Below are 22,292 nucleotides of genomic sequence, written 5' to 3' on the forward strand. Positions count from 1 at the left end.
TGTTGCTTGCCGTGCGCTTAGGGCGGTAGCCTAATAATTTATGAAGCTGCCCTAGTGGCTGGCTTTGACTGTTAGATGTATGCGGACGTGGATGCTGATGTATCCTGCGGACTTTGAGAAAGTAGACTTTGGATTATGAGCACCATAGGAATCATCATAATGAGTGTGAACTGGCTTTATGTAGCGGTTTATTGCCTGGTGGGTCTAGCCGGGGCATTGGGCGTTATCACGGTGCTGTCCACTCGCAGTGACGCATTTGAAGCCGCTGGGCGCCAATCGCGCACTAACTGGGCGCTGATGTTGGCGGCATCGTCCGCCGTGTTAGTTATTCCCGTAGGGTTTGACTTCCTGGCTTGGGTGGGAGCGGTAGTCATCGGCGTCTACTGGTTTGATGTTCGCCCGCAGCTGCAAAACATTGTCAACGGAAACTCCTCCTGGTAACCGCCACTCCTGGTAAAAGCAATGAATGATGAACAATGGCTATCCACCCGCACGTACTCCTGGCAGGTGGATAGCTTTCCTTCTGCGCCCACCCGCGTGGTGGTGGCCCCGCCGCACATTGCCACCACGCTGGGACTGAGCCAAGTCGTGGATAAGGACGGTACTGCGGGAGGAGAGCCGGCGCCCGGTTGCCCGGCGGAGCCCCTGAGTGCCCCGGAGGTTATCGCAGTGGCGGGCTACCCCACAGGGCGCCATCACACGCTGGTCAAGGCCGCTGAGGCCCGGCTGGCGGTGCAAACAGGCGCGGTAGAAGTGTGGGTGTGCGTCGATGGCGGCAATACGGACTTAAACGCACACCTGGCGGAGCTCATCACCGTCCGGGACGCGTGCCCCTATCCCGCGCGGTTGGGGCTCATTGTGCCCCAAGCACTAGGACACATCCTACCGCCCGCGCTGGGAAGCAACTGCCCGGTGAGCGCCCGGGCTTTAGCTGATTGCGCGGCCAAGGCCGGCTTTGAACGGGTGATCGTTCCCGCTGCGAGCGGGGAACCTGCGGGGGCTGCGTGGCCGGTAGAGGCCGTTGCGCTGGCCGGTGAAGGCGCGGACGTAATAGCCCAGCTGGAAGGCGGGGCTGCTTACGTGGCGCTTCGCGCCTAACGGGCGCGGGTTAGCGGGGTGGCGCGGCACCTGGCTGGGTGCCGGGCACTAGGCATCGGGAGTGTTTTCTTGCACTGCAGCGCCTAGTTCGCCGTACTGCTGGCCCATCTCGTTGAGATTGATGTTGCGGCCGCTAAGCGTCATCTTCAGCTCACCGTCTAAAACGGTGATGTCATCGAATCGGAGGTCAGACTGGCCGGCCAGCTGGCTTTGCATACCCGCAGTCAAGGCGGAGGAAATCTGCTGCGTTACCTCTTCCGGCAACTCCCACGCCAGCACCTTAGAGCTGGTGGCGGTGAAAGTCAGCTGCCCGTCACGGGCCTCCGGGACCAAGGTGAGCTTGAACAGGCCACCGGCAAAATCAATATCTACTGACTCGCTGGCGCTATTGGTAGCAATCTCCGTGATAACCACGTCACCTAGAGCGTCATAACCGGACTGTTGGGCAATACCCCGCTGGATAGTGGCCAAAAGGAACTCCTCCGGAAGGGAGGCGGTGGTCACCAACTCGCGCGCCACGGGCTCTTTGCTTAGTTTCATGCCCTTAACGTCTACCTCCGCGGCCGGTTGGCCGGAGATGACGCCGTCCTTGATGCTCAAGGTGGAGGGCGTGGAAATGTGCATCTGGGGGATCTCCCCGGTCAGCATGCCCAGCGTCAGCGGGAAAGCGCCAAAGCTCACGTCAGGTTTGGCAGATTCTTCGCTAGCGGGGTCCGCTCCGGTTGCGCCATCCCCTTCGGTGTGGCTAACGCTGTGCGCCGCAAATTGCTTGGTCATCTGTGAAGACAGGAACCAGCGCAAGCCGAACTCGGCTAACAGGGCAACGGCAATAACGGTGAGAAATACGCCAAGGAACACTTTCCATGCTGTTGATGCAGCAGATTTTTTAGCAGCCATAGTGATCCATCGTGCCCGTAATTTGATCAATCCGCCAACTCTCCCGCTAGGAGTGTCATTCTGGCGGCGGCCGGTGCCAGCAGTTTCTGAGAAGGTAGACCCCAAAAGGCCGGCCCGGGTGCTGGTGTCTTTCTAGTAGCGGGGGCCGGCCTCTTTGGGGGGTTGGGTTTTTAGTGCTGGTGGTTGAGTGCGTTAGAGGTTAGCGGCAATCCACTCTTCGGTGAGCTTGGCCTCATTTTCGTAGATTTCCCCTAGGGCTTCGGCCACCTTGGGCTCAATGGCTGCGCCCATGAGCGGGATGTTGACGGACACCTCAGAGACATAGGTGGCCGTGGTGGACTCACCGGTGCCCTGGTAGGCAATGTCCGCCTTGAAATCCACGGGGGTGCCCTTGACGTCAGCCTCAGAGTTGGCGGTGAAGCTGTCACCGGCAAGCTCACTGATGGTGACTACGCGCTTGACCTTGAGCGCCTGGGAGACCATGGCGCGCACGGCCTCGGGAAGGAGGGAGGTGGGCATGACTTCAAAGAGGACGGCTTTGCCGGTTTCAAACTCATTGACCTCACCGGGCTCAGGGGAAAGGTTGGCAACAATGTGCTCCCAGTAAGCCTGGGAATTGAAGGCCTCATGCACCTTGGCGGCGGGCTGGTTGATAGTTACGGTGTTTTCGCTACGTGTAGACATGTAATACAGACTACCGTTAGATACATGCTGGATGAACTTTTAACCCAAATTCCTGACGTTTCCGTGGAACATAACACCACCTTTGCGGAGCTGACCACCTTCCGCGTGGGGGGCAGGCCAGCGCGAACGGTGCATTGCGCTACCGCCGATGCCGCCGTGGCAGCCCTCAGCGAACTAACCGCGGCCGGGGCCAATTACCTGGTTGTGGGCGGCGGATCTAACCTTCTGGTGGCAGATGACCCCCAGCCGGTGACGGTGGTGCGCCTTGACTTTGCCACCATCCAGATAGCAGGCGGCGGGCTAGTGACCGCCAGCGCCGGAGTGGTGTGGGATGAGCTGGTGCGCGCCACGGTAGACGCCGGGCTGGGCGGCCTGGAGTGCCTATCCGGCATTCCGGGGCACGTGGGCGCGGTGCCGGTGCAAAACGTGGGCGCCTACGGCGTGGAAATCGCGGACGTGCTCACCCGCGTGCACCTGTTCGATAAGGCCACGGGCCGGGCGGAGTGGGTGCCTGCCAGCGCGCTGGAGCTTAGCTACCGGTATTCCAACCTGAAATTCACCGGCCGGGGCGTGGTGCTGGCGGTGGAATTCCAGCTCACCCCGGATGGGCTCTCCGCGCCCTTGCGCTTTGGGCAGCTCACCAACACCCCGGGTGAGCGCCGCCCGGCCGCCCAAGTCCGCGCGGAGGTCCTGGCCCTGCGCCGGGGCAAGGGCATGGTCTTAGACGCAGGCGATCATGACACCTGGTCCGCAGGTTCCTTTTTCACCAACCCCATCGTTGAGCCCGCGCTGGCGGATGAGATTGCCGCGAAAGTAGGCGAGCCCATGCCCCGCCACCCGGCCGGGGCTAAGGAGAAGTTGTCCGCCGCCTGGCTCATTGAGCGCGCCGGGTTCCCCAAGGGATACCCCGGGGAAGGGCCGGCCACGCTGTCTACCAAGCACACCTTGGCGCTGACTAATAGGGGCGGTGCCACTGCGGGGGACATCGTCAACTTAGCGCGCGACATCCAGTCCGGCGTCAGGCGTGAGTTTGGCGTGGAGCTGGAGCCGGAGCCCATCTGGTTGGGCTTCTAGGCCACCACAGCGTGCAAACCTGCCAAATCTGCGGCCTCCCGGCCCCCAAACTGCCCCAGATTTGGCAGGTTGGCTCCTAAGCCATGACCTCTTCCCACTCATCCCGCTTGGCCAAAAACGCGCGCACGGCGTCCTTAGCGCCCTCCAGGGAGTGGTTGGCGCCCCAGCCGCACTGCTCCTCATTCGCGGCGGGGACCTCACCGGCGTCCAGCAGGTCCTTTAAGCCCGCCTCCAGAATGGGGTAGAAGTCCGCCGGCTCAATGCCGTTGGTCAGCGCATAAAAGCCGGTCTGGCAACCCATGGGGCCAAAATCCACCAGCTTGTCCGTGTGATTGCGCAGCATTTCCGCCATCATGTGCTCAATGGAATGCACCGTCTTCATATCCAGGTGCTCCTGGTTAGGCTGGGAAAAGCGCACGTCATACTTGATAAGTTCATCCCCGCCGGCCAACTGCTTGCGGTCCGCCACGCGCACGTACGGTGCCTTAACCAGGCGGTGGTCCAGGTTGAAGGATTCTACGTTCATCTTTTTAGTCATGCCCACAATCCTAGCGCTATGCGGTAATTTAATTGCCATGACTGATACCCTTCCAGCTTGCCCAGAGTGCTCAAGCGAATACACCTATGAAATGCCGCCGCTAATCGTGTGCCCGGAGTGCGCGCATGAATTCACTTTGGAATCCACCGCAGAGCCCGCGGCGGCAAAGATTGTGGACTCCGTGGGCAACGAACTTGCCGATGGCGATTCGGTCACCGTCACCACCACCGTCAAGGTCAAGGGCGCGCAGCAGCCGCTGAAGTCCGGGACTAAGGTGCGCAACATCCGCCTGAATTTCGACGCCGGCACCGGCCCAGAAGACCACAACATTGACTGCAAGATTGACGGCTTTGGCGCCATGTCGCTCAAGCCGGCGGTAGTCCGCAAGGCCTAACCGCCCGCTAAAAACCGTGTTTTAAAACGCCTACCGCCCCGGCCGAATAAACGGTCCGGGGCGGTAGGCGTCTCTATCTCTCCCAAAAGGATCTGGCTATCAGGTGGTTTCTCAGGCCACCTGCCCCGCCAGAGGGGTTATCTCTATCTCTCTCATCTGCGCCCTCTCAAAAGCGCATAACAAGAGTATGGGCCACGTTGCTGATATACCAATGAAACTTGGCTGGGCGTTTCCTGCCAGTGTGGTTACGAACGGAAAACATATGTTCCTGTAGGGAAGTAAAGTCTTTCCGCGCCGGGGCTTTGTGGTTCAACTTGGGCGGAAATGACCGCAGCGTTGGTGGCTTTTTTGATTAAACTCAAAGCTATGGCTGACTCCGGCAAAATTGTTTCCCTCGACCGCAATAAGGTGATCTCGGTAGAGGGTTATTCTCAAGATCAGGACCCGCTGCGCTGGTCCAACTGGCTGCGCCCGCGCTCCTGGAAGCTGGTGGTAAAACGCGTATTCAAGGACTTTTTCTTCGACGCCTTGATGGACCGCGCCGCTACGCTGACCTACTTCACGCTCATGGCGTTTGCGCCCACCGTGCTGGCGGCCTACTCGATTGCGGTGATGGTCTTTTCCACCCGCAAGGGGCAGGTGCGCTCCATGACGGGCAATTTCATTGACTCCTACGTTCCGGGGGAGTTGGCCCCGCAGGCGCACACCATAGTTGACTCCATTATTAGCTCCCGGACCGAAAGCACCATCGCGCTGCTTATCAGTCTGCTTATTTCACTGTTTGCCGCCTCGGGTTACGTGCGGGCGTTTTCCCGGACGGCCAACGTGGTCTACGGCCGCAGTGAGGGGCGCAGTCTCATCCGCACGTGGATGATGATGTGGGTGTTGACCATTGGGTTGATTGTGGGGTCGGTGTTGGTTATTTTCTCCAACTTGCTGCGCGACACCATCATTACCGGGGTCATCGACCCGATTGCTGAACCCCTTGGTCTAGAAAGGGTGGCGGATTTCCTCATCGGGGTGTTCCTGCCCGTGTGGTCCTGGGTGCGCTTGCCGTTTACCATCGCGGTGTTGCTGGTGCTCATAGCGGTGCTCTACCATTTTGCGCCCAACGTTAAGCCGCTGCGGTTCCGATGGTTGTCTTTGGGGGCCGTGGTGGCGCTGGGCGTGGGCGCGGGCGCGTGGACGCTGCTGGCGCTGTATATCAAGTACCTGGCGGGCGCGTCCGCGTACGGAGCTATCAGCACGTTGATGGCGCTGTTGGTGGTGTTGTGGCTGGGTAACACGGGCCTGGTGTTGGGGATAAAGATTGACGCGGAGATCCTGCGCGCGCGGGAATTGCAGATGGGTATAGAGTCCCAGCGCTATATTCAGGCACCCCCGCGTTCCGATGCCTCCGCCCAGGCCCTGGCCAAACATCAGCGGGAGCTGGAGGAGGAGAGCTTAGAGATTGCAGAAATAGACTAAGCGGTATGATTTTAATAGACCGGATAGGTTGTGCGGTCTAGTAATTCTGGTATATCCTGTGGTTCCTACTGTTAGAGAACAAAGGTTAACCACATGTCACAAAAAACTTCCCGTACCTCCCCGGGCTGGCTCACCGGCTTTGGCGCACAAGTCACCCTGGGCCTTATAGTCGGTGTCATCCTTGGCCTAGTGGCCAAGAACTTAGATGCCGGCCTTGCCGCCGATGACGCCTCTTGGCTCACCGCCACCGCCTCCTGGATAGGCTCCACCTACGTCAAGCTGCTCAAGCTGATGATTGCCCCGCTTATCCTCACCGCGGTCATTACCTCCATTGCCAACCTCCGCCAGGTCAATAACGCCGCGCGCCTGGCCGGGCAGACCATCGTGTGGTTTGCCATTACCGCCTTCTTCTCCGTGCTGGCGGGCATCCTAGTGGCCCTAGTTATCAAGCCCGGCCTCAACGCCGGCGTGGACCCCGCCACCGCAGCTGCCCCCGGCGGCACCGGCTCCTGGCTGGGCTTTATCAACTCGGTTATCCCGGGCAACTTCCTAGGCATTGAGGCCTCCGTGCGCGGCGATAACATCGCCCTGGGCTTCAACGCCCTCCAACTCATAGTCATTGCCATGGCACTAGGCATTGCCGCCATCAAGGCCGGCAAAGCCGCCGAGCCCTTCCTCCAATTCAACGAGTCCCTCCTGCAGGTCATCCAGGTTATCCTCTGGTGGATCATCCGCCTGGCACCCATTGGTACCGCCGCGCTTATCGCTAACGCGGTGGCCAGCTACGGCTGGGACGCCATCGGCAGCTTGGGCAAGTTCGTGCTAGCCCTCCACGCCGGCTTGGCGCTGGTTCTGCTGGTCATCTACCCTGCCGTGCTGGCAGCGCACCGGATTTCCATCCGGCACTTTTTCACCAAGGTCTGGCCCGTTACCTCCCTGGGCTTTGTCTCCCGCTCCTCCATGGGCGTTATGCCCATGAACCAGCAGGTCGCCGAGCGCGAGATGGGCGTTCCCCGCTCCTACGCCTCCTTTGCCATCCCGCTGGGCGCAACCACCAAGATGGACGGCTGCGCCGCCGTCTACCCGGCCGTGGCCGCCATCTTCGTGGCCCAGTTCTACGGCGTGGACCTTAACATCACGCACTACCTGCTGATTATCTTCGTCTCGGTCATCGGCTCCGCCGCCACCGCCGGGACCACCGGTGCCACCGTCATGCTGACGCTTACGCTGTCCACCCTGGGACTCCCGCTAGAAGGCGTGGGCCTGCTCCTGGCCGTCGAGCCCATCATTGACATGGGCCGCACCGCCGTCAACGTCACCGGCCAAAACCTCACCACCGTGATTGTGGCCAAGCGCGAAGGCATCCTCGACGAGGACACCTTCAACGCCCCCGCCGCCTTTGACATCAACGAAACCTCCGCGACCCGCGTCCCGGCACACGTTTCTTAAGCAATAAACCTTGCACCCCGCGCACCGTGAAAGTGCGCGGGGTGTTGTGGTTTTCATCCCCGCAGCGCAAAAACCTGCGTTGTTGCCAAATCCGACGGGAAAATCCAAGGGTTAGGCCCGAGTTTCGGCGGCAACGCACGCGTGGCGCGGGGCGGGCACCCCTGCCCGACGCGCATAGCCTGTTGATTGCGGCGGCAACGCTCGCGGGGCGCCGGCCCCTGGACCCCGACGGCCCCGCGCCTTGGAAAGTGCGGTTGTGATTTCTGAGCCGCAGCGCAAAAACCTGCGTTGTTGCCAAATCCGAGGGGAAAATCCAAGGGTTAGGCCCGAGTTTTGGCGGCAACGCACGTGGGGCGCCGGCCCCCGCACCGCGCCGGCCCCTGGACCCCGCCGGCCCCGCGCCTTGGAAAGTGCGGTTGTGATTTCTGAGCCGCAGCGCAAAAACCTGCGTTGCTGCCAAATCCGAGGGGAAAATCCAAGGGGTAGGCCCGAGTTTTGGCGGCAACGCACGTGGGGTGCCGGCCCCGCGCAGCACTCGACCCCGCCGGCCCCTGGACCCCGCCGGCCCCTGGAAAGTGCGGTTGTGATTTCTGAGTCGCAGCGGAAAAACCTGCGTTGTTGCCAAATCCGACGGGAAAATCCAAGGGTTAGACTCGAGTTTCGGCGGCAACGCACGTGGGGCGCGGGGCGGGCACCCCTGCCCGGCGCGCATAGCCTGTTGGTTGCGGCGGCAACGCGCGTGGGGCGCCGGCCCCTAGACCCCGCCGGCACCGGGGCCACGCAGCACTCGGCCACGTGGACGGCTAGACCTCGCTGATGGGCAAGTACACCTTCCCGCCGGCGTCGGCGAACTCCTCGGATTTCTCCGCCATCCCGGCCTCAATGGCCTCCACCGAATCCAACCCGTGCTCCGCCGCGTAATCCTTCACGTCCTGGGAAATACGCATGGAGCAGAACTTAGGCCCACACATGGAGCAAAAGTGCGCGGTCTTAGCCGGCTCCGCCGGCAGCGTCTCATCGTGAAAGTCAATGGCCGTCTCCGGATCCAGGGACAAAGAGAACTGGTCATGCCAGCGGAATTCGAAGCGTGCTTTGGAGAGGGCATCGTCACGTTCTTGCGCGCGCGGGTGACCCTTGCCCAGGTCCGCTGCGTGGGCGGCAATCTTATACGTGATAACGCCGGTCTTGACGTCATCCCGGTTGGGCAGCCCCAGGTGCTCCTTGGGCGTGACGTAGCAGAGCATGGCCGTGCCTGCCTGGCCAATGATCGCTGCGCCAATAGCAGAGGTGATGTGGTCATAGCCCGGCGCAATATCCGTGGTCAGTGGGCCGAGCGTGTAGAACGGGGCCTCGTCGCACCACTCCTCTTCCCATTCGACGTTGATGGCTACCTTATGCATGGGCACGTGCCCTGGGCCCTCAATCATGACCTGCACGCCGTAGTCATGCGCAATGCGGGTGAGTTCACCTAGGGTGCGCAGCTCCGCCAGCTGGGCCTCATCATTGGCGTCCGCGATGGAGCCCGGCCGCAGGCCATCACCCAAAGAGAACGTCACGTCATACTTGGCCAGAATCTCACACAGCTCCGCAAAGTGGGTGTAGAGGAAGGACTCCTTATGTTCCTTCAAGCACCACGCGGCCATGATGGAACCGCCGCGCGAGACAATCCCCGTGACACGGTCCGCGGCCAGCGGCACGTAACGCAGCAGCACGCCGGCGTGCACGGTCATGTAATCCACGCCCTGCTCGCACTGCTCAATGACGGTGTCGCGGAAGACCTCCCACGTGAGCTTGGTGGGATCTCCGTTGACTTTCTCCAGCGCCTGGTAGATGGGCACTGTGCCCACCGGCACGGGGGAGTTGCGCATGATCCATTCGCGCGTTTCGTGGATGTTGTCGCCCGTGGACAGGTCCATGATGGTGTCTGCACCCCAGCGGGTGGCCCACACCATCTTCTCCACCTCCTCCGCGATGGAAGAGGTCACCGCAGAGTTGCCGATGTTCGCGTTAATCTTCACCGCAAACTTCTTACCGATGATCATCGGCTCAATCTCCGGGTGCTTGTGGTTGGCGCAAATCACGGCGCGCCCGGCGGCGACTTCCTCCCGCACTTCCTCCGGCGTGAAGCCTTCGCGGTGCGCGATGTAGGTCATCTCCGGCGTGACGATGCCCGCCCGGGCCCACGCCAGCTGCGTTTGCACCTTCAGATCCGGCTTAGCCGCCGATGCCGCCGCCGGTTCCGGTTTCTCCCACCCGTCGCGCAGCTTCTCCAGGCCCTGCTCTAAGTCCAGGTCTAGGCCTTCCTCGGTGTAGATTCCGGAGGTGTCGTAGACCTCGAACTCCTCACCGGTTGTCAGCTCGATGGCGCGCGCCGGGACGCGCAGGGTGGTGGTGGAGCCGTCGGTGTTGGTGTGTTCCACCTCGTTGTAGACCTTGTGGCTGCGGTAGATGGGGCCAAGGGTGAGCTCGCCTTGCTTGGGCGCAGCCGCGCGGTCTTTCTTGGTTTTTGATACGCGTGTAGTCATGGGGATGACACTTTCCTTCCTTCGCCGGCATTACCCGGTCAGGTTCTACGGTCGACTTCGGGCCTCGAAGTCCTCTCAGCGCATGGTTCCGGGGTTTGCGCTCCCGTGGTTGATTGTTGGTCAGCGTGGCCGGTGGCCACTGGGTTTAACCCTAGCAAGTGATACGCGCGAAATCTGGAGTTTGGGCGTAACCAAGCGAGTGCAAGCGTGGGAGCCACGCGCGGGATTACCCCACAAGCCGGGTCAGGGGTGGTTTTCTTCCAGCTTCATGTTCACGGGTGATGAAGCTGTGCGGAATGCCGGTGAGCCCGGTGGTGGGGGAGGGGTCTTAGCGAACTTCTATGTGGAGAACGACTTGTTGGAACAAGCACCTCATCAACAACTGCGAGGGTTTGTTAAATGCCCCGGTACTCGAGGAAAATAGTCGCGCAACAGGTTTCTAAGCCCTGTTCGGTCTCCTTGAGCAACCCCGAGGGCATCCTCATGGCCGGCGAGCGCGTCCAACAGATCCTGTTCATCGAGCAAAGATTTGCTACCCGCGTCAGCGATAAGACCAAGGAGGTGGTCAACCTCGTGGTCAGCCTGCGCAAGGTCGGCAAGAGTACGGGAAACGGTAGTTACGGGCAGTTCGGTTTGAGGGTGAAAAGTCCAGTCCGCGTTGATCAATTTAGCGAGGTGGAAGCGGACATCTGAGTGCCGGCTCCGCCGCCGGTTCCTCACGGTGAAGTGGATTCCGTCTGGCCACAGATCACCGATTCCCCACATCTCCGCAGCGGTTGTGTGTGAGACGACAGCTTCAGCGGCTAAAGCCGGATCTCCGGTCCGGTCAGCAGCCATCAATTCGGGTCGTAATGCGAGCCACTGGGCTTTGAGTTCTAGCTCAGGAGACAGCGGGGTAGTAGCACTGGAGTAGACGCCATGCCGGATGCGGACAAAGACACCACGCTTTTCCAGTCTGCGTAGGGACGGAAGATCAACTCCGTTGCTCTTTGCCTGGGCTGAGGTGACTAAGCCCCACTGCTGGGAGGCCAAATCGCCGATGATTTCCATTACCTCTTTACCCTTCATGGATCAAAAAGTACCAAATAGATATTTTTTGATCCATGAGGCGGCAAAATTTTGCCACAAGAATTACTTGCGGCTCCCCTAGTTCCTCGGCAGGTCGCTGTAGGGAGCGACCGCAACGCAGCCTGCGATAGGCTCGAATGGGCGGGCGAGAATCCGCAACGGAGTGCAAGCAAGGATGTCACCGCCAAGCCACCTGCGGCCACACCCCTTGACCTCCACCTGCTCTAGTCCCAGGGTTTCCTCTGCGGAGGGTTAAGTTTTATTGCGGTACCAGTAGGCAAAACACCCGATCAGGGCAAAGCCAATGGGCACGATCCACGCTTCCGGGGAGGTCCATGATTCCTTATGAATCAATGAGCCCTGCAGCACGAGGTCGGTCACCAATCTAGCGATTATCAAGGTGGCGAAGAAAGTTACTACAAAACCAAAAATGCTGTAGTTGCGGGTTTCTTGCTCTTGTCCCTTCATAGTTTTCCCTTTCACATCTACGCGGTCTAGCCAAGGGTTTTGAAAATGTTGGGATCAAGAATACGGGGCACCGGTTTTTATCAACCCCTTGTCCCCCGAACAAATCCCGCCATTGATTGTGGCGACTGTTTGACTCCTGAAGTCAGCACCGGAGAACCCATCCGATTGTGGGACTGGAGTGGGCTAGGAATTAGGCTCCTGGTACTTGAGCGGTTTCCATCTCGTTTTCTTTCTTCCATTGGTCCGCAAATGCATTTGGGGTCATGTGCCCCAATGGCGAATGCGGGTGTTCATTATTATGCCGGACTGTCCCGGTAGAGGGAGATTCCATACCCTAAAAGCCGCTCGGTATAGACAGTACTGACGTACCTCTATGCGACCACAGGTGCAGGGGTTTCCGGCCAGTGTTTCAGCCGCAGCATCCACACCGCGGAAAACAGGATACCCACCACGGCCGCGGCCATGGAATATTGCACGGAGATGACGGTAGCAATGGCACCGCCTAGCAGGAACCCGGGGACCTCGCCGCCTAGTGCGATGGTGCGCTCGGTGGCCGCGATATCGCCCACCATGGAATCTGGTGAGCTTTGCTGCTTGGCGGTGTTAAACAGCACGATGCACAGCACCATGCACAGCCCAAAGGCAAAATCGGGCAGCGCGACCAGCGTGATGCGCGCGGGTACGTTGCTAAACAGCTGCGCTGCTAGCATGATCAGTATGCTCACGCCGGGCAAGGTTATTGCCAGGCAGTACAGCCTTTTGGCGTGCGTTTCCGCGAAAGGTGTGCTGGCTAGCGCCGCGCCCACTAAACCGCCGATGCCGCCCGCAACCCCCACTACTGCCAGTGCCCAGGGCTCGAAATCTAGCACGCGGACGCAGTAGATGATGAATACGGCTTGGAAGATTGAGCTAAAGAAGTTGAAGTGGAAGGACGTGAGTGTCAGGCGTTTGAGGAAGTCGTTGTTCCAGATAAACCGCAGGCCGTTGAAGGAGGGGCGGACGGTGTCGGTTTCGCAAGGCTCCGGGGCGGGGCGGGCCTTGGTGGGGGCTGCCAGCCACACCATTAGGGAGAGGACCAGGGCAACGGCAAAGCTGAATGAGCCCACCCACATGGTGGTGGCGAACGTCAGTAGGCTGACTACCAGGCCGCCGAGGCCGATACCGCCCAGCTCGGAGAGCACGCCCGAGGTGCGCAGTAAGGAGTTGGCGCGGTTGAGCGATTTACCGTCCCGGCCTACGAATTCCACCACGGCGGTGTTGACCCCGGCTTCGTTGAGTAAGGAGGCAATGCCCAGGAGAAACAGCGCGATGAACAAGATCCACAGTGAGGGCTGGGTGTAGAGCGATACCGCCACTATGGTGCAGCTGAGCACCCTGAGTGCGTTGGCGAAGGTAATCGCGCGCGCTCCGCCCAGTTTGCCTACGAACCCGGCTACCGCCAGGCCAAAGACTAGGGCGGCGGCGGACTCGGTGAGGTTGAGGGCGGCGATGTGCATGGGGGTGGCATCGAAAATCTTGAGCGCGATAAGCGGCGCAACGAAAAGCGCAATCTGTAAGCCGATGGCTCCCCAAAACTCCGCCCCTGTCAGCAGTGCAACGGGGTGGAACGTACGCTTTTGTGTGGTGGCCATACTAAGAGCCTAGGGCCCTCGCAGTATCCGCCATAATCGGCGAATTAACTTTCGGAGGACTTGTAATCAGGACCAGTTGGCACGGGTCTTTCGATGTATTTCCTTTGCGGGGCTGTGGATAGTCCCAAAGGCCGCCAGAAATTTTTGAAAAAGCGGAACCTTACCCCCATAAGTGGTTAGCCTATGGAGTTACTGCTTGAGGATTCGGTTAAGGCGAACGGGTTTCTGCAGCTAAGTTACCTTAATAAATTGAGAGTTTAAAAATTTCTTTGGAGGTGCTTGATTTTCTGCCCCTCCTGACTAGACTCTGTTTCAACGTAGATTTGAAGTACGCCTTGAGTGTAAAGGTCTATGTTGTTGGATTGGTTGATTCCACAGTCAGCGACGGGACATTAATTCAATTTTGATTCTGATGTCTATGGAGAGGAAAGGTCATGAGCAACTACACCGACATAGTGGATAACTATCGCGAGGACGAGCTTCGCGTGATGATTGATGCTGAAGAGGGAGTCAATGGCGCAACGCACCCTTTGGTTGCAACGGCAGTATGTGTGATGTCGTTGATGTTTTGCCCCACCACAAACTGTACTGACCGGTGTTAAGGAAAGGACTGTTCTAATGTTTAAAGGCACCAAGTCGGAATGGTTCGCCACCCTAATTGTCTTCTTCTTTTCAGTGTTCTTGCTGTTGGGTGTGACATCTCTTGACATGGCCGTAGTGGCCTCGATTTCTTATGTGGCTGCTTTCGCTGCCTACTTCGCTGAAAAAAAGTACGAACGGAAATAATGCGTCCGGTCAGCAGTTTAAAGCTTCCGGACAGCCCGATCTCGAATGGAGAGTGATTAAATCATGCAGGCGCAAACCAAAGAGCGCGATCAGCTTTTCGCTCAATTGGAAGACGAGCTAAGGATGTTATACATCGGTGAGCCTACGGAAATGGGTCTCAGCAACTTTCTGGGTAATGAAGGTAAATACTGTACGCTCACTAAAGAATGTATGATCAACTGTAACTAAAAATTCACCCAAACTAAAGGAGGATAAGGACGATGGTGCATGTTGCGAATTACACGGAGGAAGAGCTTCGTGATTTCATCGATCAAGATACTGGCGAAGTCGGAGGAACTCATCCGACCACCGTCCCCGTAACGATCACTGTTTCTGCTGCAATTTGTCCGACGACTAAATGCACTAGCAAGTGCTAACTTTGATCAAATTTACCTGTAAACATCCTCCCGTCGGAATTATTTCCGTCGGGAGGATCTGTTGAGAACGGAAAGATAGTATGTGGGGTTATCGCTCCTTTTATAAGCTCCGTTGTGAACAGCGTTTAGCGGCAACTGGAATTGTTCCGTTGGTCTTGAGAGCGTCCGTGTGCGAGAACGTGGCTACGCGAGTCGCGGACATGGCGGAACGTTCCCAGGTGTTTGATTTTCATACCTGGCGGAAAGCTCAAGGTCACAAGGCGGATTCTGGTAGTGACCTCGCTTTAGGAAGGTACAAGCAGTCGTGGGGAAACACGGAAGAATACGTGGAGTATCTTGGCGCGTCTTTTCCAACATTGCAGGCTTTGAGTGACAAATTCGTTGAGCTTACCGCTTCTTTCGCCGAGGAGGTTCTGTCTCATTGGTCTGAGGATCTTCGAGCCCTAATTGATAGCGGGTTAATCCCCGCCCATAGTGAAGTTGTGGGCTGGGATTTTCTTTTTGATGAGACTCACCACGGGGGCAAGGGCGCCGTGGCTGTTGATTGGCGTAGCGGGGCGGACACGGGAAGGCTAATCTATAAGCCCCGGCCTGCGGATGGCGAAGCCCTGCTGAGTGCTGTTTTTAACTTCGTGGCTGAGGAAGGGGAGAGATTTAATGCTCGAACTTTAACGCGGGGTCAGCACTCATGGCATGAATTTATTCCTCACAGTCGCATCAGTGATCCAGAGTTATACCTGCGGCGGTGTGGGAAGGTTGTGGCGGTGTGTTCTTTACTAGGGACCACTGATCTCCATGCCGATAATGTACGCCCTGGTCCGAACAACTGTCCCGTCATCGTTGATGGAGAAACGGCTGTACAACTGCGGCCTAGTCTGGGTGGAGAAATTGGTACGTGGGAGCTATTTTCTAGCGGCCTGGTGCCCACTACTTTGGGGTCTCCATTGCTCATTGCCTACGGCGGTTTGTCCGGAGGGCAGGGGCTGGGGCCTAGCCTCGAGCAGAGCTACATGTCTTTTGCGGTGACAGATCCCGACTCTGATGCAGTCAGTGTACAGAGGATCACCAAGATATTGAAGGTGGCTTCGCTGGGTGAAGAAGAGGACCGGGTTAGTGCTGAAACCAAGCGCTCGTTGATAGGCGAAGGATTAGCCGACGCTATTTGCCGGCTAAAAAATACGCCGGACCTATGCCGGAGTATCACTGAGTTGGTTCGTGGAAAGTCTTTCAGGCAGGTTGTCAGGGGGACAAACGTTTACTTCGCTTTGCTCACAGCGGCTTCGGATCCAATGCACTTGGCTGGGAAGTCACCTTCCCCGTACCGTTTGCTTAAAGCTAACAGCCGGCGGGCAAATTCGATTGCTTCGATTGCTGATGTCGTGGCAGATAGGGAGATAAGTCAGCTTGAAGAAGGAGACGTACCCTACTTTGGCTTGTTCATTGATAGCGAAGATTGTTGTCATATCCGCGACGACAGCGGATTCAGCATCAAAGTAGATTCCCTTCCTTACTACGACGGTTTGAATCTGGCGGGCCGCATTAAGTGGCTGTTAAATTTGAGTACGGAACAAATCCGCAGTGCGCTTAATATCAATGATTGCACCCTGGATAGTGAGGCCAAGTCTCCCAAGATTGGTGATTTGCGCCAGTATCTTCTGGATACCCAAGCAAGTGATGTACCTCAGTGGCTTTGGGTTGATTCATCTTCGCAGGAACGTTTACGTCTGGTGACCGGTGGGGCATCCTTAGTTGGGTCACTTGGTACTGCTTATGCAGTAGGCAAGACCCAAGACGCGTTGGCGGTTACCGCACATTGGCCTGACTCCGCCAGGTTGCGTTGGCATGCGTGGGGGCCCTCCACCTCCGCATGCGTTATTAGTGGGTTTAGCGATGAACGCCATCAACGCTGGGTTGAGGATGTACCGGGACTTCTACAGGAAGGTTCTTCAGGGGACTACCTAACGGGACTTTTGGGATTTCTTGCCCACATTCCCCAGGCGTGGAGATCACCAGAAATCTTTGAACTCCTCTCGGGTGCTGCCGTGGAGGAAGGCGATGGTTTGGCGCATGGAAAGGCAGGCTTGTTGGCTGCGGCCGTGGCTGTGGGGGATGAATTGGCGCCCCGGCTGGCAGCGGAGCTTGTAGAGCGTCTGACCGTTGCGGAAAACTTTGAGCAGTTGGCTTGGTGTAGAGGTGCCACTGGCATCATTGCGGCTTTGGCAGCTGGTGGATTTTTGTCCAGGAGCCACGCTGACCGCTACGTCGAGTCGGTCGCTAACATCACCGGCGAACTCCTATCACAGCCGGACCCGGTTGACCTGTCTTTCTGTCATGGCTTGGCGGGAGTCATAGGTGTTCTAGAACTTCTCTGTGCTTGTGGCCACGCAACGGCCGGAACCCAAGCGATGATAGTTCGTGAAGCTGTTGAACGCAGGATCCGTGCAGGTGGTGGATACTTCCTGGCACATCCTGACGTGAAAGAAGACCCTGGCTTTCTCAATGGATACGGCAGTATCCTTGCGTTGCAAAGGCCTGGCGTTCTGCATCCCTTACTTCCGCCAATTCAGAAAGGGGCACATCATGCGTTGGGGTAATGTTCCGCCAAGTGTTCGGTCTGAATGTGGTCTGGTGTGCCTTTACTTGATTTTAAAGCGGCACGGCGTGGATAAGCCTCTGCGGGCGTTGCGTGAAGAATATCCCATTGGACGTGATGGCATGTCTTCGAAGGCTTTGCGGCACGCGTTGCTGGATTTCGGGTTGTTCACCGAACAGCGGACGGGTTCAGTAGAGGAATGCCGGGATGATTTTCGGGTATCGAAGAAATTGGTTCTTAGTTTCTTGGACGGGGATCATTTTGTTCTATTCGATCGGATTGGGGCGGACGGATCAGCCACCATTATGGATCCCGTTGACGGAACGGTTTACCTAACGCCCGCAGAGCTTGAAAGCCGATGGAGTGGCACCTGGTGGACACTTCCGGACGCCAGCGTGAGGGCGGTTCCTGCGCGGATTAGAAACTCGATTAGGCGTATAAGTCAATCGCCGACGTTACGTTTAGCTGCGGATTGCTTAAGGAGCAATCTCGGCCTGATCTCTGGGTTGTTCATTGCATCGATGACGGTTTTGTTGTTGAGCGGTGTCGTGCCTATGGTCACGAGGGAATTGATCAATAATTTGACGGGCGCACCTGGAGACTGGGACTCCCGGAGCTTAGCTACTGCTTTTGCTGTTGGTGCGCTACTTTATGGAGGGCTACTTTTTATCCGTGGCATCGTCGAGGCTAAAATCCATCAGCGAGTATCGCATGTGTTGAAGGTGGGCGGGTTCTCGAGGTTGTTGACCGCTACATACGGTTCGGTACAAAAGTCCTCTCCGGGTGAGCTGATTTACTCGCTTAACGCTGCTGTTGTTGTTTCTTCAGGTCTAGCGACACAAGTAACGAGTATTCTTTTTAACGTCTTACTCATTGGTGTTCTTCTCATTGGTGTGGCAACCGTCTGGCTGGGGGCAGCGTTGGTGATGCTTGCGATTATTCTGTCGCTTTTGCCAGTTTATTCCTTCATTTCACGCCAGATAGCACGGGAGAGTGCTCGGGAAGTTTTAGCAGCTTCGAAGGGAACTTCTGAACAATTGCAGGCAATTTTGTCCTTTGGGGTGTTAAAAATGGCTGCTGCTCAGCCATACGTGCTGCGCCGGTGGGAACGTTTCAACCAACGGAGTTTGCACTTTGAGTACATAACCCACTGTTGGCAAGGAGTCCTGGGCACGCTGAGTTCCCTACTGACTATGACTGCTCCCCTCATCCCGCTGGTTTGGGCCGTAGCTAACGGCAGCCCCGTGGAGCTAGGCTCCATTGTCGCGGCCGGCGGGGTGGGATCTATCATCGTGTCGTCTATCACCCAAATATTCGCGGGTTCCGCTGGGCTAGCTCAACTAGCGCCATCAGTAGAGCGACTAGATGAGGTGTTGTGGATGCCGCAAGATAAGCAAGGTGCGGTCAAGCTACCGCGGGGAGTGGAACCACTATCTATGGAAGTGAAGGAGACTGCAATTGGCTACGACGGTACGCAAACCCCCATCGTGGATGACATTTCGTTTACGGTTCCTGCGGGGGCCGTAGCGGTCCTGCAAGGGGCATCGGGAGCCGGAAAGTCTACTCTTCTTCGCTGTATGGCGGGGTTAACAAATCCAGTGAGAGGAGAAGTCCGAGTAGATGATGTGAATATCGCTGAGATTGCGCCTGAGAGCCGTGCCCAGATAATTGGTTTTGTCCCGCAAGAAACTTACCTTTTTTCCGGGACGCTGCGCGAAGCGATTTCTATCGGGCGTGATGTTGTCGATGCCGAAATTTGGGAAGCGTTGGAAGCAGTCTGTTTAGCAGACGAGGTGAGGGATATGCCTTTGCAGCTTTCGACTCCCGTCGGTGACATGGGCCTGGGTTTGTCAGGAGGTCAAAGGCAACGTGTGGCGCTGGCGCGAGCGATTCTTGGGAGACCGAGGGTTCTTCTGCTTGATGAGGCAACCAGTGCCGTTGACGTCCCGACCGAACATGCCATTATTGAAAACCTTAGCCATCTAGGGTTTACGATAATCGCAGCTGCGCACAGGCCCGCCATGATAGAGGAATCAGGAATTGTCATTACTCTTGAGGGAAACCGCGCACACGTTGAATGTAGAACTGGTTCCAAGAAATAAATTGAAAGGAGATATCAAATGACTAGTGGACGCGCGATTTCGGTAGCGCCGGAGGCGGCTATTGAAATCAGAGGAGTCACTTTGACGGCCGGCAAAAAAGACATTGTAAAGGATGTGTCCTTTGGTGTTCGTCGTGGGCGCATAACGCTGCTGGCGGGGCCCAACGGGGCTGGTAAATCTACGCTGTTATCCATTGTTTGTGGCTTGTTGGAGCAATCTTCCGGAGATGCGGAAGTCTTCGGGCAACGTTATACCGATATGTCTGACCCGATTTTCCGGGTGGGGACTTTCCTTAGTGCGGAATGGCTTGACGCAGGGCGTTCAGCGAGAAATAACCTCAAGATCTTGGCTCAATCGGCTGGCATTGATTCTGCCCGTGTGGAGGAAGTCATTGAGCTTTGCGGACTGTCATCGGCAGCTGACCGTTTGGTCAAAGGGTTTTCATTGGGCATGAGGCAGCGTTGCGGTATCGCGGCAGCTTTGTTGGGGGACCCAGAGCTGCTCATATTGGATGAGCCGGTTAATGGCCTGGATCCTTTAGGTATGGCCTGGATGAGAGAGTTGTTGGTCAAACATCGCGACAACGGTGGGACCGTGTTGTTGTCTAGTCACCTTCTGAGGGACGCGGAGGATATCTGCGATGACTTGGTGGTGCTCGCGCATGGCGAGGTGATGTGGGAAGGCCCGTTGGCAGACTTTGGCGGAGAGGTTGAGATTTGCACAGAGTTTGCCTCGGATCGGTGGGCAGAGATTGTTCAGGAGCTTGGTGTAGAGGCTGAGAGTCTGCCTGGCGATGTGGTGAGCGTGCCCGTGGAACCCAAGCTGGTGTCCCAGGCCGCCCGCCGGTGTGGCGCGGACTTGAGCTACTTGGTGCCGAAGAAGGGAAGTTTAGAAGAGAGCTTTCAGGCTCTTGTTAATGGAAAGGACAGTATTCGATGAGCGCTCAATCTACAGGTTTTACCCGCCAGATGAAGTCAGAGATGACCAAAATGCGCACAGACAGCGTAGGCAACTCTGTTTTGTTGCTGACCTTCCTGGGCAGCGTTGCGTGGGGTGTGTTCAACGCGTATATCACCATAGCCTACCAAGACCCCACGGAGGCAGCTACCAATCCCCGCGTTCCTGCGGGCGGTTTAGCCCAAATAGGGTTCTCTGGCCTTATGGTGTGGTCGGTTTTAGTGTTACTAAATTCCAAGACTAAGGGGTTTTGGAATATGCGTGTGCTAGTTCAGCCACGCAGGTCGGTGTTGTCTATAGCCACGCTGGTGCATCTGACAGCGTGGTCGGTGGTGTTTGCCGTGGTAACGGTACTGGTTTCTACCGTAGCTGCGGTGGTTGTCGTTGAGATGCTGGGTCATGATTCTTCGTCCTTGATTGGCACTCCCGGTGAGGTGGGAACGGTCTTGGTTCAAATGGTGGGATTTGCTGTTGGCGTAACCTGGTTTACCGCTGGGTGGGCATTGATCTGCAACAACATCGGCTACGCCATTTCCGTAGTAGTGTTCTGGCCTTTTGTTGGGGAGGGCATGTTCCCCAGTGAAGGTTCCTTAGCTTGGTTGCGTGAATTCCTGCCCTTTGTCAATGCGCTTGCTTGGTACCAAGGTGATAAGGAGCTTCAGCTTCCTTGGCCCGCACCAATGGGTTTAGTCTATTTCCTGCTCCTTAGTCTTATCCTCGCTGTAGTTGGTGTGTGGCTACGCCGCAAAGAAACCCTAGATTTAAGTAGCTAGGTCAATAAAATATGTCTGATTTCTTGAGGCTACTGCAAACTAAACTTAGTGCCAGTAAAAGTTGGTCGGACAGCGCCTACGCTAGTTATGCACGGCGAGGATCCGAGTTGCACGATAGCTATCGTTCTTCTTCGGCGTATCACGCTGTGTTGTCGGCGCTTCAAGCTGCACCTGCTACTGACGCATTAACAGTAGTCCGTGCCCTGGGCCAAGCAGTCGCGCAGTCACCGGAGCTCCCAAGGTTAAGTGATCCCTTTGCTAAAGCCTGGGAGAGTGCGTGGTTGTCGGAAGGCGGTCAGCTTCTTCGCCGGTGGGTGTTGGCGGGTCAGCCAGGTAGTAAGGATGTAGTAGCTTTACGTGCAACGATTGTGGCTGATAATTTATATCATGCACTTGCAGAAGCACAGTCCTGGTGGCTAAACGATGCGCGTAAGCTGGGTGTGCAGCCAACAGACCTGAACGAAGTGCGTCCTGGTTTGGGCGATTACCATGGCGGGCACCGAAGCGTCATGTCCATGCATACCAAAGGTGGTCATTCATGGATTCTTCGCCCCAGCTCTGGAGAACTCGAGTCTTTAATAGGACGCATTATTCAATGCTGTGGGTTATCAAACGTGCACACCACTGTGCCGATTTTAAGCGATGACGATCACTCCTGGTATGCGTACCTCCAATCGCCAACTGGCCCAGCATCAGCGCAACCGTCCATAATGAGGGACACAGGGGCGTTATTGGCTCTCGGATGGGCTTTAAGAGCTGTTGATTTTCACCGCGGTAATATAATCATTCCGTCGGGCACCCTAACCTTAGTTGATTCTGAGACTTTTCTGCAGCCCATGTCTGCTTATTGGAACAGTGAAAATGAACGCCGGTGGTCTGAATCAGTGCTAGGAGTGGGGGTATTACCACGCCGGATAGGTTCTGGTGGCCCGGAATCGATAGAAGTTGGCATGTTGCTCAATTCCCCACCGCCTAACGGGCGAACGCCTTTTCCAAGGCCGGTTCTTAGCGCTAGTGACGATGGAACAGTCGTAACATCCTGGGATTATAGCGCGCCAGCTATTGATGACGGTATTCATCTTCCTTCTGACCCAGCATTGTTAACTCCTTTAGCAAAGGCATTTGTAGAAGGCGTTGATGAATGCCGCGACAAAATTCTCCAGCACAAAGAGGCTGTTCTATCTTTACTTCTGGAACCAACGAACCCTGACGCGCGAATCGCTTCACGAGTGATCCTGACGCCTACATATCGGTATGCGCAGATCTTACGTTTGCTGTGTAATGTCATATCCTTGCTAACGAACAATGTCATAGCTTTGCTCACACACGATGTCATAGCTCTGCTCACGGATCTGGAAGGATTTTAGGTACC

The 22,292-nt window shown here is 57.0% G+C and carries 22 protein-coding genes and 1 pseudogene; 16 read left to right on the top strand and 7 right to left on the bottom strand.

Annotated elements, in window-relative coordinates; genetic code table 11:
• Positions 1-135: 135 nt before the first annotated feature.
• A complete protein-coding gene (locus tag F4V58_RS00915) occupies positions 136-441 on the top strand; it encodes a DUF2516 family protein (RefSeq protein ID WP_075732568.1) in 306 nt (101 codons plus the stop codon).
• A 21-nt stretch (positions 442-462) separates the two neighbouring features.
• Positions 463-1,098 carry a hypothetical protein gene (locus tag F4V58_RS12640; protein ID WP_211272761.1) on the top strand — a complete coding sequence of 212 codons (636 nt, stop codon included), beginning with the start codon at positions 463-465 and terminating at the stop codon, positions 1,096-1,098.
• A 48-nt stretch (positions 1,099-1,146) separates the two neighbouring features.
• Here F4V58_RS12640 and F4V58_RS00925 read toward each other — a convergent pair whose 3' ends face one another.
• Together F4V58_RS00925 and F4V58_RS00930 are read right to left on the bottom strand one after the other, a co-directional pair.
• Positions 1,147-1,995, bottom strand: coding sequence for an LmeA family phospholipid-binding protein (locus F4V58_RS00925; protein WP_075732570.1), 849 nt, complete (start codon positions 1,993-1,995; stop codon positions 1,147-1,149).
• A gap of 192 nt (positions 1,996-2,187) precedes the next feature.
• Positions 2,188-2,679, bottom strand: a complete 492-nt coding sequence (locus F4V58_RS00930; RefSeq protein WP_075732572.1) for a DUF2505 domain-containing protein — start codon at positions 2,677-2,679, stop codon at positions 2,188-2,190.
• Positions 2,680-2,703: 24 nt separating this feature from the next.
• On the opposite strand from F4V58_RS00930, the gene F4V58_RS00935 reads away from it, so the two are divergent.
• On the top strand, positions 2,704-3,753 hold the full coding sequence (locus tag F4V58_RS00935) for a UDP-N-acetylmuramate dehydrogenase (protein ID WP_075732574.1): 1,050 nt from the start codon (positions 2,704-2,706) through the stop codon (positions 3,751-3,753).
• Between the two features lie 76 nt (positions 3,754-3,829).
• Here F4V58_RS00935 and F4V58_RS00940 read toward each other — a convergent pair whose 3' ends face one another.
• Positions 3,830-4,291 carry an S-ribosylhomocysteine lyase gene (locus F4V58_RS00940; RefSeq protein ID WP_075732576.1) on the bottom strand — a complete coding sequence of 154 codons (462 nt, stop codon included), beginning with the start codon at positions 4,289-4,291 and terminating at the stop codon, positions 3,830-3,832.
• Positions 4,292-4,328: 37 nt separating this feature from the next.
• On the opposite strand from F4V58_RS00940, the gene F4V58_RS00945 reads away from it, so the two are divergent.
• The 3 genes from F4V58_RS00945 to F4V58_RS00955 all read left to right on the top strand — a co-directional run bounded on the left by F4V58_RS00945 (position 4,329) and on the right by F4V58_RS00955 (position 7,601).
• Positions 4,329-4,685, top strand: coding sequence for a zinc ribbon domain-containing protein YjdM (locus F4V58_RS00945; RefSeq protein ID WP_075736339.1), 357 nt, complete (start codon positions 4,329-4,331; stop codon positions 4,683-4,685).
• A 366-nt stretch (positions 4,686-5,051) separates the two neighbouring features.
• Complete coding sequence (locus tag F4V58_RS00950; protein ID WP_075736341.1) at positions 5,052-6,152, top strand: YihY/virulence factor BrkB family protein; 1,101 nt, start codon at positions 5,052-5,054, stop codon at positions 6,150-6,152.
• Positions 6,153-6,245: 93 nt separating this feature from the next.
• A complete protein-coding gene (locus F4V58_RS00955; RefSeq protein WP_075732578.1) occupies positions 6,246-7,601 on the top strand; it encodes a dicarboxylate/amino acid:cation symporter in 1,356 nt (451 codons plus the stop codon).
• A gap of 803 nt (positions 7,602-8,404) precedes the next feature.
• On the opposite strand, the gene thiC is transcribed toward F4V58_RS00955, so the two are convergent.
• The gene (gene thiC / locus F4V58_RS00960) at positions 8,405-10,126 is read right to left on the bottom strand and encodes a phosphomethylpyrimidine synthase ThiC (RefSeq protein ID WP_075732580.1); all 1,722 of its coding nucleotides are present in this window, start codon (positions 10,124-10,126) and stop codon (positions 8,405-8,407) included.
• A 399-nt stretch (positions 10,127-10,525) separates the two neighbouring features.
• Here thiC and F4V58_RS12795 point away from each other — a divergent pair, with 399 nt between their 5' ends.
• Positions 10,526-10,819: a hypothetical protein gene (locus F4V58_RS12795; protein WP_249041138.1), complete on the top strand. Its 294-nt coding sequence runs from the start codon at positions 10,526-10,528 to the stop codon at positions 10,817-10,819.
• Positions 10,820-11,044: 225 nt separating this feature from the next.
• Here the strand turns inward: F4V58_RS12795 and F4V58_RS12800 are convergent.
• From F4V58_RS12800 to F4V58_RS00975, 3 genes and pseudogenes are all read right to left on the bottom strand, one after another.
• Positions 11,045-11,194 (bottom strand): annotated as a pseudogene (locus tag F4V58_RS12800) (type IV toxin-antitoxin system AbiEi family antitoxin domain-containing protein); the annotation flags it as partial.
• 252 nt (positions 11,195-11,446) lie between these two features.
• Positions 11,447-11,662 carry a hypothetical protein gene (locus tag F4V58_RS00970; RefSeq protein WP_075732584.1) on the bottom strand — a complete coding sequence of 72 codons (216 nt, stop codon included), beginning with the start codon at positions 11,660-11,662 and terminating at the stop codon, positions 11,447-11,449.
• Positions 11,663-12,033: 371 nt separating this feature from the next.
• Complete coding sequence (locus F4V58_RS00975) at positions 12,034-13,293, bottom strand: MFS transporter (protein ID WP_084559627.1); 1,260 nt, start codon at positions 13,291-13,293, stop codon at positions 12,034-12,036.
• A 434-nt stretch (positions 13,294-13,727) separates the two neighbouring features.
• Here F4V58_RS00975 and F4V58_RS12405 point away from each other — a divergent pair, with 434 nt between their 5' ends.
• From F4V58_RS12405 to F4V58_RS01005, 9 genes are all read left to right on the top strand, one after another.
• Positions 13,728-13,895 (top strand): class II lanthipeptide, LchA2/BrtA2 family, encoded by a 168-nt coding sequence (locus tag F4V58_RS12405; RefSeq protein WP_169833286.1) that lies wholly within the window; start codon positions 13,728-13,730, stop codon positions 13,893-13,895.
• A 16-nt stretch (positions 13,896-13,911) separates the two neighbouring features.
• Positions 13,912-14,079 (top strand): hypothetical protein, encoded by a 168-nt coding sequence (locus F4V58_RS12410; RefSeq protein ID WP_157105746.1) that lies wholly within the window; start codon positions 13,912-13,914, stop codon positions 14,077-14,079.
• A 63-nt stretch (positions 14,080-14,142) separates the two neighbouring features.
• The gene (locus F4V58_RS12995) at positions 14,143-14,307 is read left to right on the top strand and encodes a lichenicidin alpha family lanthipeptide (RefSeq protein WP_084559628.1); all 165 of its coding nucleotides are present in this window, start codon (positions 14,143-14,145) and stop codon (positions 14,305-14,307) included.
• Between the two features lie 32 nt (positions 14,308-14,339).
• Positions 14,340-14,495 (top strand): class II lanthipeptide, LchA2/BrtA2 family, encoded by a 156-nt coding sequence (locus F4V58_RS13000; protein ID WP_211272762.1) that lies wholly within the window; start codon positions 14,340-14,342, stop codon positions 14,493-14,495.
• A 200-nt stretch (positions 14,496-14,695) separates the two neighbouring features.
• Complete coding sequence (locus F4V58_RS00985) at positions 14,696-17,089, top strand: DUF4135 domain-containing protein (protein ID WP_170252482.1); 2,394 nt, start codon at positions 14,696-14,698, stop codon at positions 17,087-17,089.
• A complete protein-coding gene (locus tag F4V58_RS00990; RefSeq protein WP_075732588.1) occupies positions 17,076-19,190 on the top strand; it encodes a peptidase domain-containing ABC transporter in 2,115 nt (704 codons plus the stop codon). Before F4V58_RS00985 ends, F4V58_RS00990 begins: the two co-directional genes overlap by 14 nt.
• Positions 19,191-19,208: 18 nt before the next feature.
• On the top strand, positions 19,209-20,129 hold the full coding sequence (locus F4V58_RS00995) for an ATP-binding cassette domain-containing protein (RefSeq protein ID WP_075732590.1): 921 nt from the start codon (positions 19,209-19,211) through the stop codon (positions 20,127-20,129).
• On the top strand, positions 20,126-20,920 hold the full coding sequence (locus tag F4V58_RS01000; RefSeq protein ID WP_075732592.1) for a hypothetical protein: 795 nt from the start codon (positions 20,126-20,128) through the stop codon (positions 20,918-20,920). Before F4V58_RS00995 ends, F4V58_RS01000 begins: the two co-directional genes overlap by 4 nt.
• Positions 20,921-21,027: 107 nt before the next feature.
• The gene (locus F4V58_RS01005; RefSeq protein WP_169833288.1) at positions 21,028-22,287 is read left to right on the top strand and encodes a DUF4135 domain-containing protein; all 1,260 of its coding nucleotides are present in this window, start codon (positions 21,028-21,030) and stop codon (positions 22,285-22,287) included.
• The last annotated feature ends 5 nt before the right edge of the window (positions 22,288-22,292 follow it).

The organism is Corynebacterium phocae, from assembly GCF_008693075.1.
Taxonomy (GTDB): Bacteria; Actinomycetota; Actinomycetes; order Mycobacteriales; family Mycobacteriaceae; genus Corynebacterium; species Corynebacterium phocae.

Bases quoted from the DNA above. Each gene is read 5' to 3' on its own strand.
- F4V58_RS00940 (WP_075732576.1), bottom strand. From the start codon at position 4,291: ATGACTAAAAAGATGAACGTAGAATCCTTCAACCTGGACCACCGCCTG.
- thiC (WP_075732580.1), bottom strand. From the start codon at position 10,126: ATGACTACACGCGTATCAAAAACCAAGAAAGACCGCGCGGCTGCGCCC.
- F4V58_RS12640 (WP_211272761.1), top strand. From the start codon at position 463: ATGAATGATGAACAATGGCTATCCACCCGCACGTACTCCTGGCAGGTG.
- F4V58_RS01000 (WP_075732592.1), top strand. From the start codon at position 20,126: ATGAGCGCTCAATCTACAGGTTTTACCCGCCAGATGAAGTCAGAGATG.
- F4V58_RS00945 (WP_075736339.1), top strand. From the start codon at position 4,329: ATGACTGATACCCTTCCAGCTTGCCCAGAGTGCTCAAGCGAATACACC.
- F4V58_RS00990 (WP_075732588.1), top strand. From the start codon at position 17,076: ATGCGTTGGGGTAATGTTCCGCCAAGTGTTCGGTCTGAATGTGGTCTG.
- F4V58_RS00995 (WP_075732590.1), top strand. From the start codon at position 19,209: ATGACTAGTGGACGCGCGATTTCGGTAGCGCCGGAGGCGGCTATTGAA.
- F4V58_RS00915 (WP_075732568.1), top strand. From the start codon at position 136: ATGAGCACCATAGGAATCATCATAATGAGTGTGAACTGGCTTTATGTA.
- F4V58_RS00925 (WP_075732570.1), bottom strand. From the start codon at position 1,995: ATGGCTGCTAAAAAATCTGCTGCATCAACAGCATGGAAAGTGTTCCTT.
- F4V58_RS00935 (WP_075732574.1), top strand. From the start codon at position 2,704: ATGCTGGATGAACTTTTAACCCAAATTCCTGACGTTTCCGTGGAACAT.
- F4V58_RS12410 (WP_157105746.1), top strand. From the start codon at position 13,912: ATGTTTAAAGGCACCAAGTCGGAATGGTTCGCCACCCTAATTGTCTTC.
- F4V58_RS00950 (WP_075736341.1), top strand. From the start codon at position 5,052: ATGGCTGACTCCGGCAAAATTGTTTCCCTCGACCGCAATAAGGTGATC.
- F4V58_RS00970 (WP_075732584.1), bottom strand. From the start codon at position 11,662: ATGAAGGGACAAGAGCAAGAAACCCGCAACTACAGCATTTTTGGTTTT.
- F4V58_RS12795 (WP_249041138.1), top strand. From the start codon at position 10,526: ATGCCCCGGTACTCGAGGAAAATAGTCGCGCAACAGGTTTCTAAGCCC.
- F4V58_RS00930 (WP_075732572.1), bottom strand. From the start codon at position 2,679: ATGTCTACACGTAGCGAAAACACCGTAACTATCAACCAGCCCGCCGCC.
- F4V58_RS12995 (WP_084559628.1), top strand. From the start codon at position 14,143: ATGCAGGCGCAAACCAAAGAGCGCGATCAGCTTTTCGCTCAATTGGAA.
- F4V58_RS13000 (WP_211272762.1), top strand. From the start codon at position 14,340: ATGGTGCATGTTGCGAATTACACGGAGGAAGAGCTTCGTGATTTCATC.
- F4V58_RS00985 (WP_170252482.1), top strand. From the start codon at position 14,696: ATGGCGGAACGTTCCCAGGTGTTTGATTTTCATACCTGGCGGAAAGCT.
- F4V58_RS00955 (WP_075732578.1), top strand. From the start codon at position 6,246: ATGTCACAAAAAACTTCCCGTACCTCCCCGGGCTGGCTCACCGGCTTT.
- F4V58_RS12405 (WP_169833286.1), top strand. From the start codon at position 13,728: ATGAGCAACTACACCGACATAGTGGATAACTATCGCGAGGACGAGCTT.
- F4V58_RS00975 (WP_084559627.1), bottom strand. From the start codon at position 13,293: ATGGCCACCACACAAAAGCGTACGTTCCACCCCGTTGCACTGCTGACA.